Genomic DNA, 11839 nt, shown 5'->3' on the forward strand with positions numbered 1-11839 from the left:
TGGTCAACGTGGCCGATCGTACCCACGTTCACGTGCGGTTTGGTCCGTTCAAACTTGCCTTTTGCCATGGCTGACTCCTGACTATGGAATGATCCAAGATGTTGTGGTGCCCATGATGCGGATCGAACGCATGACCTCTCCCTTACCAAGGGAGTGCTCTACCACTGAGCCACATGGGCGGTATTCATTTCGACACCCGTCGAACCGGACCCGCTGGAGCGGGTGAAGGGAATCGAACCCTCGTCGTAAGCTTGGAAGGCTTCTGCTCTACCATTGAGCTACACCCGCGATTCGGTATCCCTGCGACAACCCTGCTGCAGCGCGGGCGTCGTTTCGCATGGTGGTGGGGGTTGGATTCGAACCAACGTAGGCGCAAGGCCAACAGATTTACAGTCTGCCCCCTTTAACCACTCGGGCACCCCACCGAAGCGAATCTCGAATTATGAAGATATCTGCGCGCGATGTCAAGCGACCGCGTCGCGATCCGCCAGAACACCCCCCAGGCCCTGGCGCTCCAGCAGCGCGTCCAGGTGTTCCCAGTCGGAAAATTCGATCACCAGCTGCCCGCCCTTGCGTGCGCCCGTGCGGATCTTCACCTGGGTCGCCAGGTGATCGGACAAGGCTTTTTCCAGGCGGTCCAGGTCGCCGGAACGCGCCGCGGAGGCGCCTCGGGCCGCACGACCGGCCGACGTGGCCATGGGCTCGTCGGCTTCACGCAGGGCGCGCGCCACGCGCTTTTCGGTTTCGCGCACGGACAGCCTGCGGGCAACGACTTCGTTGGCCAGGATGATCTGCTGCGCGGCATCGGTGGCCAGCAGGGCGCGGGCGTGGCCCATGTCGATATCGCCGGCCAGCAGCATGGTCTGCACCGGCTCGGCCAGGTTCAGCAGGCGCAGCAGGTTGGTGGTGGCCGAACGCGAGCGGCCGATGGCGGTGGCGGCCTGCTCATGGGTGAGACCGAATTCGTCCAGCAGCCGACGCACGCCGTGCGCCTCTTCGAGCGGATTCAGGTCTTCCCGCTGGATGTTCTCGATCAGCGCCATGGCGGCGGCGTTTTCGTCCGCCACCCGCCGCACCAGGACAGGCACCGCGTCCAGGCCGGCGATCTTCGCGGCACGGAAGCGGCGTTCGCCGGCGATGATCTCGTACTGGCCGGGCTCGTCTTCCAGGGGCCGCACCAGGATGGGCTGCATGATGCCCTGGGTACGGATGGATTCGGCCAGGTCGTTGAGCGCGCCCTCGTCCATGCGGGTGCGCGGCTGGTAGCGGCCCGCGCGCAGGACGTCGACCGGCAACTGACTGGGAGAATCGTCCTTCTGGCGGCCGACCGCATCCAGCGCGCCGTTATCGGCGCCCAGCAGGGCATCCAGCCCGCGTCCGAGTCCTTTCTTGCGTGTGGCCATTGTGTGTGTTTCCTATGAAGATGCCGTCCGGGGCGCTCAAGCCGCGCGCGGGCGGATCCGCCCGCCGACACGGCGGATGAGTTCCTCGCCAAAGGCCAGGTAGGCCTTGGCGCCCCGGGACGACTTGTCGTAGATCACGCCTGGCAGGCCGTAGCTGGGCGCTTCGGCCAGGCGTACGTTGCGCGGCACGACCGTCGTGAAGACCTTGTTTCCGAAATGGGATTCCAATTGCGCCGAGACCTGCTGCTGCAGCGTCATGCGCGTATCGAACATGACGCGCAGCAGGCCGATCAATTCCAGGTCGGGATTCAGGTTGCGGTAGACCCGCTTGATGGTGTTGACCAGGTCGGACAGGCCCTCGAGCGCAAAATATTCGCACTGCATGGGGATGATCACGCCATGCGCCCCTGCCAGGCCGTTGAGCGTGAGCAGGGAAAGCGTGGGCGGGCAGTCGATCAGGATGAAATCGTAGTCCTGGGCAACCTTGGACAGGGCCTGCTTCAGCTGCATTTCGCGGTCGCTCATCTGCACCAGGTCGATTTCGGCACCGGACAGTTCGCGGTTCGAAGGCAGCACATCGTAGCCGCCTGTCTCGGAACGGATGCGGGCCCCGGCCACATCGGCCTCGCCGATCAGGACCTGGTACAGATTGACCGTGGCCGCGTTCTTGTCGATTCCGCTGCCCATGGTGGCGTTACCCTGCGGATCCAGATCGACCAGCAACACGCGCTGTCCGTGCTGGGCCAGCGATGCGGCCAGGTTGATGGCCGTGGTAGTCTTGCCCACGCCGCCCTTCTGGTTGGCGATGCAGAACACGCGGGCGGGTTTCGGACGATCGTCAGTCATGAGGTTCCTTCGGGACCGGTTGAATCGAGTTCCAGCAGACAGCGGCGCGCATCCATTTCGGGCACGTTCAGTTCGACGGCGCGTTTCACGAACCAGCCCGTATCGGCCTGCAGGGCGGCGCGTTCGGCGATCGGATCCTGGCCTTTCATGGCGAGCATCACGCCACCCGGAGCGCGGTGGTGCGCAGCAACCCGCACGAAATCCGACAAAGAGGCAAAAGCGCGCGAGATCACCAGATCCGCCTGCAGACTACCCATGGATTCGATGCGGCCGTGTTCGGCGCGCACGTTCTTCAGGCCCAGGACGCCGGCTGCCTGACGGATGAACGCAGTCTTCTTGCCCACGGCATCCACGCAGACGACGGACCAATCCGGCTGGCAGATGGCCAGAATGATACCCGGTAAACCGGCTCCCGATCCCATGTCCGCGACACGCAAGGCATGGCGCGGCCAGCGGGCTCGCAGTTCGGGCACGATGGCCAGACTGTCGAACACGTGCTGCACCAGCATTTTCGAAGGATCGCGCACGGCCGTCAGGTTGTAGGCCTTGTTCCAGTGCTTCAGCTGCTGCAAGTAACCCAGCAGCACGGGAATGCGGTCGCGATCCGCCTGCATCCCAAGGGCTTCGAGGGCCTTTTCCAGGCGCTCCTGGAATCCGGTGAAAGCGGTATCGATCATGCCGCCTGGCGCCCGCGCGCATGCCGTTTCAGATGCACCAGCAGCAGCGAAACCGCGGCCGGGGTGACGCCCGATATCCGCGCCGCCTGCCCCACGGTGGCCGGCCGCGAGGTTTCCAGGCGCTGGCGCACTTCGGTCGACAAGCCCGCGACACTGGCGTAGTCGAAATCGTCGGGAATGAGCTGATCCGCCTGTGCCTTCTGGCGTTCGATCTCTTCGCGTTGGCGATCGACGTAGCCGGCATACTTGGCCTGGATGTCAACCTGCTCTGCCTGCACCGGATCATCGAGCCCGGGACCGGCCAGCAGCGCACCCTGAGCGTCCTTCAGGGACATCAAAGCGGCATATTCGACGTCGGGGCGCCGCAGCAGATCCAGCAGGCTGGGATGCCGGTCCAGGCGTTGCATGGCCAGGTGTTCGCGGGCATGGGCATCCAGCACTGCCGGATTGATGCGGGTTTCGCTAAGGCGCTGGATTTCGGCGGCTACGGCATCGCGCTTGCGGCAAAAGGCATCCCAGCGCGCGTCGTCCACCAGCCCCAGATCCCGACCCATTTCCGTCAGACGCAGGTCGGCATTGTCCTCGCGCAGGCTCAGGCGGTATTCGGCCCGCGATGTAAACATTCTGTAAGGTTCTGTAACACCTTTTGTTACAAGATCGTCCACCAGCACACCGAGATATGCCTGATTCCGCTCCAGCGTCCAGGGTTCCCGCCCCATCACTTGCAAAGCAGCGTTGGCACCAGCCAGCAGACCCTGGGCTGCGGCTTCTTCATACCCCGTGGTGCCATTGATCTGCCCTGCGAAAAAGAGCCCCTGGATTGCCCGGGTCTCGAGCCAGGCATGCAGATGCCGAGGATCGAAATAGTCGTACTCGATTGCATAGCCCGGACGCATGATGCGGGCATTTTCCAATCCCGGCAGGCTGCGTACCAAGGCGTACTGGATATCGAACGGCAGACTGGTTGAAATCCCGTTTGGATAAATCTCGCAGGATGACGATCCTTCTGGCTCCAGAAATACCTGGTGGCTGGTCTTGTCGGCGAAACGGTGGATCTTGTCTTCGATCGAAGGACAATACCGAGGGCCGATGCCTTCGATCGTCCCCTGGTCGCTGTACATGGGCGAACGATCCAAGCCCGAACGCACAATCTCATGCGATCGCTCATTGGTGTGCGTAATCCAGCACGGCACCTGATCGGGATGCATGTCGGCCCGGCCCAGGAAGGAAAACACAGGCACTGGATCCATATCCCCGGGCTGGACTTCCGTCTTGGAGAAATCGATGGTCTTCGCGTCGATGCGAGGCGGCGTCCCCGTCTTCAGGCGGCCTTGCGGCAGGTTCAATTCCTTGAGTCGCTGCCCCAGGCTGGTTGCCGGTGGATCACCCGCGCGGCCGGCCGCATAGTGCGACAAGCCGACATGCATCAACCCATTCAGGAAGGTACCAGCCGTCAACACGACAGCCCGCGCCCTGAACACCAGACCGATCTGTGTCCGGGCACCCACCACTCGGTCCCCTTCCAGGATCAAATCATCCACCGCCTGCTGAAAAATCATCAGATTCTTCTGCCCTTGAAGAATCATTCGAATGGCACGCCGATACAAGGATCGATCTGCCTGGGCACGCGTTGCGCGCACAGCCGGTCCCTTGGAGCGATTCAAAATCCTGAACTGTATGCCGGCCTGGTCCGTTGCCCAGGCCATGGCTCCGCCCAATGCATCGATTTCCTTGACCAGATGCCCTTTCCCAATACCCCCAATCGACGGATTGCAGGACATCTGACCCAACGTATCCATATTGTGGGTCAACAAAAGGGTGGACGCACCCATGCGGGCTGCGGCCAATGCAGCTTCGGTCCCTGCATGACCACCACCGATCACGAGGACATCGAATTCTTCAGCGTAATTCATAGGGGGAAAATAGAAAGATTCCCGGAATTATACTTCGGGCCCCTGTAGATCGAATGTTCCACGTGAAACAGGATTTGAGTGTTTCACGTGAAACCATGTCAGTGCAGTTCGACGCACAAGTAGAAATCAGGAGCAGGCGATCAGGGCAATGTGAACAGTAGTGTGAGGTTGCAACAAACAGCAGAAATATGGCCTACTGAACACGACTGGTTCAGCCTTGGGCGATCTGGATACGCCCGCCGAATAAAACAGCTTCTGAAAAAATCAGATCAAATTTCATCTCGACAAAAGATAGAAAACTGCGTGCTTGGACGAGATACCAGGAAGGAAGTTTCTATGAAGTCTTAAAACAGTCAATGATGCTGGCAATCATGGATGCAACAAGAAAAACGAACACAACAACCATGAGGAGTAGCGTGATGTTCCACGTGAAACACACAAATCTTCCAGCGCCAGATCCGAACACCTATGTTCCGATTGGTCAAAGCAAAAAAAGGGCGATCGGACATCTAAAACATAAAGCCATGAGCTGTGTGCATAAGGCTGTGGACAAACAGAAGACAAGAGGGTACAAGTTTCCTAGCCAAAGTCTGAACAATAAAAAAGGCACTCCGGAGAGTGCCTTTCGTGAAAAGCGCCGGCTGATTACAGCGGGCGGATTTCAGCAGCCTGGGGACCCTTGGGGCCATCCTTGACTTCGTATTGAACGGCTTGTCCTTCGTTCAGGCTGCGGTAGCCGCGACCTTCGATGGCGGAGAAGTGCGCGAACACATCGGTGCCACCTGCGTCCGGCGTGATGAAGCCGAAGCCCTTCTCAGCGTTGAACCATTTGACTTTGCCCGTTTGAGCCATGATCTGAAACGTCCTAAATAAATGAATGAAAAACAATGAATCAAGAACGCTGAAACGAAACAGATCGTGCCGGAGTGCGGGTAGCAACAGGGCAAGCCGTGTGCGAAACGTGCGTACTGCTAGATTGCATTGCAAAAGGGAGCATAACTACGCGGTATGAAAACTCAAATCATAGTTTTCCCTTATGCGCGATTGTATCCGCAACTTAGACCAGCGTGCGAAAAAACGTCTTGAACACCACACAAATTCAACGAAACAACCACACATGTCGCATTCAATCCCATCCAAGCTTCCCGATGTCGGCAGCACGATCTTCACGGAAATGAGCGCCCTGGCTCAGCAATGCCAGGCCATCAACCTGGGGCAGGGCTTTCCGGACTACCCTCCGCCCGAAGCCTTGATCCACGCAGTCAATGAAGCCATGCTGCAGGGACACAACCAGTACGCTCCCATGACAGGCCTGCCGCAATTGCGGCAAGCCATTGCAAGCAAGGTCCAGGGTCAACACGGGAAAAGCTATTCCGCTGAATCCGAAATCACAGTCACGGCCGGTGCTACCGAGGCTTTGATGAGCAGCTTCCTGGCACTGACGCATCCGGGCGACCAGGTTCTTCTGATCGATCCGGCCTACGATCTGTACGCACCCGCCATTCGCCTGGCCGGCGCCGAAGCAGTGCGTGTTCCCATGCAGGCACCAAAGCCCGGTATGCCTGCTTTCCGCGTCGATTGGGAACGCGTGAAGTCTGCAATTACACCCAGAACGCGGATGCTGGTCCTGAATTTTCCGCACAACCCGACCGGCACGACACTCAAACCCGAAGATCTGGATGCGCTGGAAGCCATTGTCTCCAGTCATCCGATCCTGCTGCTGTCGGATGAAGCCTACGAGCACATCGTATTCGACGGCCAGGTTCACCTGAGCCCCGCAGCCCGACCATTGCTGGCCGAACGCACCATCCTGGTTTCGTCCTTTGGCAAGACTTTTCATGCAACAGGCTGGAAAGTAGGTTATTGCTGCGCCCCGGTGCACATCATGGCGGAAATCCGGAAGGTGCATCAATTCACGGTGTTCTCCGTCAGTACCCCGATGCAGGCTGGCATCGCCCGTTACCTGGGCGAATCGAATCTGCCGGCTGAATTGCCAGGCTTCTATCAGAAAAAACGTGACCGCCTGGCCTCAGGTCTGGAAAAAACGCCATTACGGCCTTTGCATTCCGAAGGCACGTTTTTTCTGCTCGTGGATACGAAGGCGCTGGGATCCGGATTGGAAAAGGAACTGGCCCTGCGCCTGACCAGGGAAATCGGCGTGGCCAGCATTCCGGTGTCGGCTTTCTATGCCGATCCGGAGCATCCCGAATCGAACCACCAACTGCTGCGCTTGTGCTTTGCCAAGCGGGACGCCACGCTCGATCAAGCCCTGGAACGGCTACAGGGTCTTTGTGCGGGGCTGGCTGGCTGATGGTTCTTATGTTTTTCTCTTTTCTTTTATATAAACCTGGTAGGAATGATGTGATCCTGTGGATAACTGGGAAAACTTAAAACATTCAATAAAATCAAATATTTATTTGATGTTTTCCTGTGCGTGTTCTTGTGCGCCGCCGTGGCATGCTTTGGGGACGGTTTTGGGACCAGCTGGAATGGGCCTGTTTATGAACAAGTTGTCGACAGGATGGGCACATGCAGCCGCCTCTGTACTTGTCCACAGGCCATTCCGGCCGAAATCAGGCCGATGCGGGGCCCTCCGTGGTTGGAATCAGGGCACCGTCGTCGAACAGCAGGCTGCGTTCCGGCCATAGCATGGCAGCCAGCCTGTAGCGGTCTTCCGTATCCGTATCGGGCGATTTCCTGCTGCGCCAGCGCGCACCGACGGAATAGTCGATGCAGAATGCCTGATGGTGCTGCCCATGCCAGGACGTGGGCGCCACGCCTTCGAACAGGCGGCCGTAACGCCAGGCAGTGCTTCGGTCCGGGGTTTCGAACAGGCGCCAGTAGTGCCCGATCAGCACGGGGGTCGGATCGGTATCCGCGTTCCACCAGGCGGTGCGATCCGAATAGCGCCAGCGGTTGCCCGAGAAGAAAGGCTGCGGGCTGCGGGCCTCGATGCCCGAGGTGAGTCTTTTGATGGGATTGAGGCGCTGTTCGAGCGACTCGAAATCCGCCACGGCATCCAGGTAGGGTGGTGGATCGTCGGGATCCTCGAGCTGCTTGCCCCAGCGATCGAGTTCCGCCAGGTAGCGGGAGTGCAGGTCGTCCGTACGGGCGGCCCGGATGATGTTCTGCTCCTGTTCGTGGATCAGTTCCAGGATGTGGCCGCAGGGGAAATCCGCGATCGCCTGGATGGAGACCGGATCCCAGGCAGCATGGACGATGCGCAGCCCCGGCATGCGGATTGCAAGGGGCAGGTTGCACAGGAAATCGCGGATTTCTGGCCTTTCCCGGGCCGAGGCCCGGGAAAATGGTGCGTAGAAGGGGGTGTCGGATGCTTCCCGGCTGTCGAAGAACCACCCCGACCCGTCTTTTGCATCGTTGGCCAGCAGGTTGATTTCGTGATTGCCCAGGATGGTGAGCGCGCGTCCTTGGTCCATGAGCTCGCGTACCCGGCGGATGACGCCTACGCTGTCGGGACCGCGGTCGCACAGGTCTCCGATGAATATCAGCAGGCGTTTTTTTGTGTCCGGATTCCGGTCCAAGAGGTCGAGCAAGGCATCCAGGGCCTGGATCTCGCCGTGGATGTCGCCGATGATGGCCAGGGGCTGGGCATCCAGGGTATGGAGTAAGGTCGGGTTCATGGCCTATTGTCCTTCGAGAACAAGATCAGGACAATGGATGAAGTTGCTTGAGCCAGTGCAAGATTCGGTCCGATGGATCCGGCCGGGGAATCCCGGTGTAGGGTAGATTGACCATGGGTGGGCATGCGCCTGCCCATTGAAAGACGGGAGGATTCACATGGCAAAGGATATTGTGCTGGCGACGGATGGTTCCGCATATAGCCTGCAGGCGGCGCGTTTCATTGCGCAATCCAGGTTGCTGCCCGAAGGCGGGGTTGTGCGGGTTCTTCATGTGGCGGCCAGTCTGCCTGCCCGGGTGAGCCATTTCGTGGATGCCGCGACGATCCGGGATTGGTACAAGGACGAATCCGCCAAGGTCCTGGATCCCACTGCCGGCATCCTGCGCGAAGCCGGCGTACCGTACACGGCCGAATTCCGGATCGGTTTCGCACCCCAGGAAATCACGCAGTATGCCGATGAGGTCGACGCCCACATGATCGTGATGGGCGCGCATGGGCGCGGTGTGCTGCTGGACGCCGTCATTGGCTCGGTGGCGGGGCGAGTGTTGGCCCTGACGCAAAGGCCGGTGCTGCTGATCCAGCGTCCGGGGGATGCTTCGGGCGGTTGATTCCGGCAGGAATGCCGGTATTCAGTCCAGCAGGCGCGTCATGTACCGGGCCGGCTGCTCGTAGCTGGCCAGGCAGGCGCGCTGGTGGTCGTCCAGTTCGGTGCGCGTGCGGTAGCCGTGCGTGGCCCAGAAGTGCTCCGAGTCCTGGACCGAGATCAATGCCGAGTGCCGCAATCCGGCCTTTCGGGCGCGCCCCCAGGCCTGCCGGATCAGCCGTTGCGGCAATCCAAGGCCCCGCGCCCGGGGATGGACGGCCAGGTCGTGCAGGTACAGTGTGTCGCCATCAGGGGCCGGCCGAAAACCGCTGTTCAGCGGCGACAGGCGGCCCTGGTGCGTCGGATAGGTGAACAGATAGGCGCATAGCCCGGCGCCGTCCTGGATGCCCCAGATCCAGTCTGGCGCGGCCAGCAGGCGATCTGCCAGGACGGACGTCGATTCGAGCATGGATGTGCCGTAGCAGGATGCCTGGATGCGATCCAGGTCGGGCAGGTCGGCGGGACTCAGTGCGCGAAGAAGCATGGACTGCGCCCCGGTGCCGGATGAATTCTTATCCGGTGCCGGGGCGCTTTTACCTGCGACTTGTACGGAGGAACGGGCGATGTTGGTTTTCGGAAAAGATGGCCAGAACCCCCGTTGATTTATAAGGGGTTTTTCGCCATGTCTTTGCGGAAAACTTGGCCAAGTGTTCGTGAATAGTTGGCCAATTCTTTCTTCCGCGAAAGCCTTGGCAGATTGAGCGTTGCAACAAGATGCCGCTCTCAAAGGAACGGCCGTTGGCTTTGCGTGATGCGGGGTGATTGAGGTTCAGTGTACCTGAACGTGTCAGGCGTTCGGCGTTTGCGAACTAGAAACGTCCGGTCTGATAGCCGCGTGTCGAGGCGGGAGAATCATACTGATGGTCCAGAACGGTCCGGCTATGCGCGGCTATGGGTTTCCGGCATTGGACTTCGTGAGCCAGGTCTCAATGATGAACAAGGCGACTGTTCCTGCGAGGTTTACGGCGAGCTGTGCATGCCGCGGTGCCGGTCGTACAGGCTTCTTTCCTTGCCCATGGGCGTCTCCGAGGCGATTCCGCATTGCGCCTAGGCCGTGAATGACTGAAGTCACGCCGCCGAGGATCTGTTTGAAGACGTCCTGGGTGTGCTGGTCCGGTGCGAGGTTCAGTTCCTTCGCAACTAGTTTGTAGAGATCCGGAAGGTCTGTCCTTCCTTTCTCATATTTCACGCCGGCTTCATCTAGGACGTGCTTGCAAACGGTCTCGAGCAGAGTCCTGGCTGATGTGATCGCGCCCTCCGGATCCGATTCTCGCCGTTCGAGGGCCTTCGCCCAAACCGCTTGAACGCTGCCTGTGTCGAAGCTCTTGAGCCCGTCAGAAATCGGCACGTCTGAAGGCTTTGACGTCTTGCCCTCTAGCCGATCAAGTAAAGGGGCGAACGAGTTCCAGATGAGCTCGCGACGTTCGTGGTATGTACCCTTCTCATACTTGATGTAACCCCAGAACTGAGCGAGGTCTCGGCAAGTCCGTACAAAAACGGGCAACAGCTCAGCAGCTTCTCGGTTGTCTAAAAGCGCCCGGCGCACGATCTGGTATTCGCGGTCATCGGCAGTGTCGCCTGTCGCGTGAGCAATGAGCAGGTTCTGGAGGTACTGTGCCTTCTCGAGATCAGTCCGGAGCTCGTCCATCGCGTGCCGATTTGAATTCATTGTCACTGATCCGTCGGTGGCTTATTCGCCAGGCTCCCCGTACGCTTCCTGGATGAGGCTGCGGATGAGGGCCTCATGCTTCGAGACGTCATTCTTGTTGACTATTCGAATCCGGTAGCGTCCGTGCTTCGCGTCGTATTCGAAGTCGAGTCCGGCCTCTTCCAATTTCGCCTGAGTGGCTTCGTCCTTATCGAGCTTGGGCTGGAACCACACCCAGTCCTTCAACGGCCGGAAGGTGACGAAGTTCTTAGGCTGACCGTCCTTCGCCAAGCCGATGTAGAACTTGTTGTACTTGAGGGAAAGGTCCGGCCCGAGGGCAGAGACAATGCCAAATAAATTGTCGGTGACCAAGAGGGTCTGCTTGGTGGCACGCTTCTCCCAGTACGACCTATCGGTCACATCAGCGACCGCTTCGTCTTCCTCGACGAGCCCGAGACGCATCTCGTTTAGGACGGTCGTGAATACTAGGGAAATGTTGCCCCCGAAACGGAAGGCCCGCATTTGGATCGCGACGATCGGGATGAAGCCATTGAACAGACTGACAACATTCAGGAAGCGGCTCGTGATGTCCTCGGCGACTATGACGGCGACGTGGTCGTACTGCGGATAGCGCTTGCGCTCGATGTCCCAGTACTCGATCGTCCGGATGATGTGGGACTCGTCTGACTTGCCAAGCTGGATCTCGATTTCGTACCGCCGGTTCGATTCGGCGTCCTGGCAAAGGATGTCCAGGCGGCCTGCCTTCGGATGGATGCGTTCCTTGTCTTTGAGGACGAGGTCGCCGAGACCGAGAATGGGAGGGTCTTCGGCGATCCGTTCCTGGACCCACTTTTCTCCGTACTCGGGGTGGTCTTTCAGAAAGATACGCTCCGGCTTTTCGTACTTGAGGCTAGTCATTTCTGGGATATGTAATTTTTTGCAATTGTCACAGGAATTCTACATGGTTATGAGAGAGCCAATTCTTCGAACTGGTGCGAGCTGTTAGCGCCGGTGTAATACTGACCCACCCCGTCGGAGTAAATCTGACCCACCTGGGCAATGATGGTGG

11 protein-coding genes, 3 tRNA genes and 1 pseudogene are annotated in these 11839 nt (G+C 59.4%); 2 read left to right on the forward strand and 13 right to left on the reverse strand.

What is annotated here, in order from left to right; genetic code table 11:
- The 9 genes and pseudogenes from ABD022_RS00125 to ABD022_RS00165 form a co-directional block, all read right to left on the reverse strand.
- A pseudogene (locus ABD022_RS00125) lies at window positions 1-68 on the reverse strand (GTP-binding protein); the annotation flags it as partial.
- Between the two features lie 36 nt (window positions 69-104).
- Window positions 105-179 (reverse strand) — tRNA-Thr (locus ABD022_RS00130).
- A 35-nt stretch (window positions 180-214) separates the two neighbouring features.
- Window positions 215-288: transfer RNA gene (locus ABD022_RS00135), tRNA-Gly, on the reverse strand.
- A 50-nt stretch (window positions 289-338) separates the two neighbouring features.
- A tRNA-Tyr gene (locus ABD022_RS00140) sits at window positions 339-425 on the reverse strand.
- 39 nt (window positions 426-464) lie between these two features.
- Entirely contained in the window at window positions 465-1403 is a 939-nt protein-coding gene (locus ABD022_RS00145; RefSeq protein ID WP_325124530.1) for a ParB/RepB/Spo0J family partition protein, read from the reverse strand.
- A 36-nt stretch (window positions 1404-1439) separates the two neighbouring features.
- Entirely contained in the window at window positions 1440-2249 is an 810-nt protein-coding gene (locus ABD022_RS00150; RefSeq protein ID WP_325124529.1) for a ParA family protein, read from the reverse strand.
- Window positions 2246-2926, reverse strand: coding sequence for a 16S rRNA (guanine(527)-N(7))-methyltransferase RsmG (rsmG, locus tag ABD022_RS00155; RefSeq protein WP_343819455.1), 681 nt, complete (start codon window positions 2924-2926; stop codon window positions 2246-2248). Before rsmG ends, ABD022_RS00150 begins: the two co-directional genes overlap by 4 nt.
- The gene (gene mnmG / locus ABD022_RS00160) at window positions 2923-4839 is read right to left on the reverse strand and encodes a tRNA uridine-5-carboxymethylaminomethyl(34) synthesis enzyme MnmG (RefSeq protein ID WP_343819456.1); all 1917 of its coding nucleotides are present in this window, start codon (window positions 4837-4839) and stop codon (window positions 2923-2925) included. The genes rsmG and mnmG overlap by 4 nt, the downstream gene beginning before the upstream one ends.
- A 645-nt stretch (window positions 4840-5484) precedes the next feature.
- Complete coding sequence (locus ABD022_RS00165) at window positions 5485-5691, reverse strand: cold-shock protein (protein WP_043679103.1); 207 nt, start codon at window positions 5689-5691, stop codon at window positions 5485-5487.
- Between the two features lie 265 nt (window positions 5692-5956).
- Here ABD022_RS00165 and ABD022_RS00170 point away from each other — a divergent pair, with 265 nt between their 5' ends.
- Window positions 5957-7150, forward strand: coding sequence for a methionine aminotransferase (locus tag ABD022_RS00170; protein WP_343819458.1), 1194 nt, complete (start codon window positions 5957-5959; stop codon window positions 7148-7150).
- 262 nt (window positions 7151-7412) lie between these two features.
- Here ABD022_RS00170 and ABD022_RS00175 read toward each other — a convergent pair whose 3' ends face one another.
- Entirely contained in the window at window positions 7413-8480 is a 1068-nt protein-coding gene (locus tag ABD022_RS00175; RefSeq protein WP_325124525.1) for a metallophosphoesterase, read from the reverse strand.
- Between the two features lie 157 nt (window positions 8481-8637).
- Between ABD022_RS00175 and ABD022_RS00180 the strand changes: the two genes are divergently transcribed.
- On the forward strand, window positions 8638-9087 hold the full coding sequence (locus ABD022_RS00180) for a universal stress protein (protein ID WP_325124524.1): 450 nt from the start codon (window positions 8638-8640) through the stop codon (window positions 9085-9087).
- A 21-nt stretch (window positions 9088-9108) separates the two neighbouring features.
- Here the strand turns inward: ABD022_RS00180 and ABD022_RS00185 are convergent, their stop codons facing one another.
- The 3 genes from ABD022_RS00185 to ABD022_RS00195 all read right to left on the reverse strand — a co-directional run bounded on the left by ABD022_RS00185 (window position 9109) and on the right by ABD022_RS00195 (window position 11688).
- The gene (locus ABD022_RS00185; RefSeq protein ID WP_343819460.1) at window positions 9109-9606 is read right to left on the reverse strand and encodes a GNAT family N-acetyltransferase; all 498 of its coding nucleotides are present in this window, start codon (window positions 9604-9606) and stop codon (window positions 9109-9111) included.
- A 405-nt stretch (window positions 9607-10011) separates the two neighbouring features.
- Entirely contained in the window at window positions 10012-10791 is a 780-nt protein-coding gene (locus ABD022_RS00190) for an abortive infection family protein (protein WP_343819461.1), read from the reverse strand.
- A 21-nt stretch (window positions 10792-10812) separates the two neighbouring features.
- The gene (locus ABD022_RS00195; protein ID WP_343819463.1) at window positions 10813-11688 is read right to left on the reverse strand and encodes a hypothetical protein; all 876 of its coding nucleotides are present in this window, start codon (window positions 11686-11688) and stop codon (window positions 10813-10815) included.
- Window positions 11689-11839: the final 151 nt, after the last annotated feature.

It is taken from the genome of Castellaniella daejeonensis (assembly GCF_039523555.1).
Taxonomy (GTDB): domain Bacteria; phylum Pseudomonadota; class Gammaproteobacteria; order Burkholderiales; family Burkholderiaceae_B; genus Castellaniella; species Castellaniella daejeonensis.

Coding starts and splice junctions, on each gene's coding strand:
- ABD022_RS00145 (WP_325124530.1), bottom strand. CDS start 1,403: ATGGCCACACGCAAGAAAGGACTCGGACGCGGGCTGGATGCCCTGCTG.
- ABD022_RS00150 (WP_325124529.1), bottom strand. CDS start 2,249: ATGACTGACGATCGTCCGAAACCCGCCCGCGTGTTCTGCATCGCCAAC.
- rsmG (WP_343819455.1), bottom strand. CDS start 2,926: ATGATCGATACCGCTTTCACCGGATTCCAGGAGCGCCTGGAAAAGGCC.
- mnmG (WP_343819456.1), bottom strand. CDS start 4,839: ATGAATTACGCTGAAGAATTCGATGTCCTCGTGATCGGTGGTGGTCAT.
- ABD022_RS00165 (WP_043679103.1), bottom strand. CDS start 5,691: ATGGCTCAAACGGGCAAAGTCAAATGGTTCAACGCTGAGAAGGGCTTC.
- ABD022_RS00170 (WP_343819458.1), top strand. CDS start 5,957: ATGTCGCATTCAATCCCATCCAAGCTTCCCGATGTCGGCAGCACGATC.
- ABD022_RS00175 (WP_325124525.1), bottom strand. CDS start 8,480: ATGAACCCGACCTTACTCCATACCCTGGATGCCCAGCCCCTGGCCATC.
- ABD022_RS00180 (WP_325124524.1), top strand. CDS start 8,638: ATGGCAAAGGATATTGTGCTGGCGACGGATGGTTCCGCATATAGCCTG.
- ABD022_RS00185 (WP_343819460.1), bottom strand. CDS start 9,606: ATGCTTCTTCGCGCACTGAGTCCCGCCGACCTGCCCGACCTGGATCGC.
- ABD022_RS00190 (WP_343819461.1), bottom strand. CDS start 10,791: ATGAATTCAAATCGGCACGCGATGGACGAGCTCCGGACTGATCTCGAG.
- ABD022_RS00195 (WP_343819463.1), bottom strand. CDS start 11,688: ATGACTAGCCTCAAGTACGAAAAGCCGGAGCGTATCTTTCTGAAAGAC.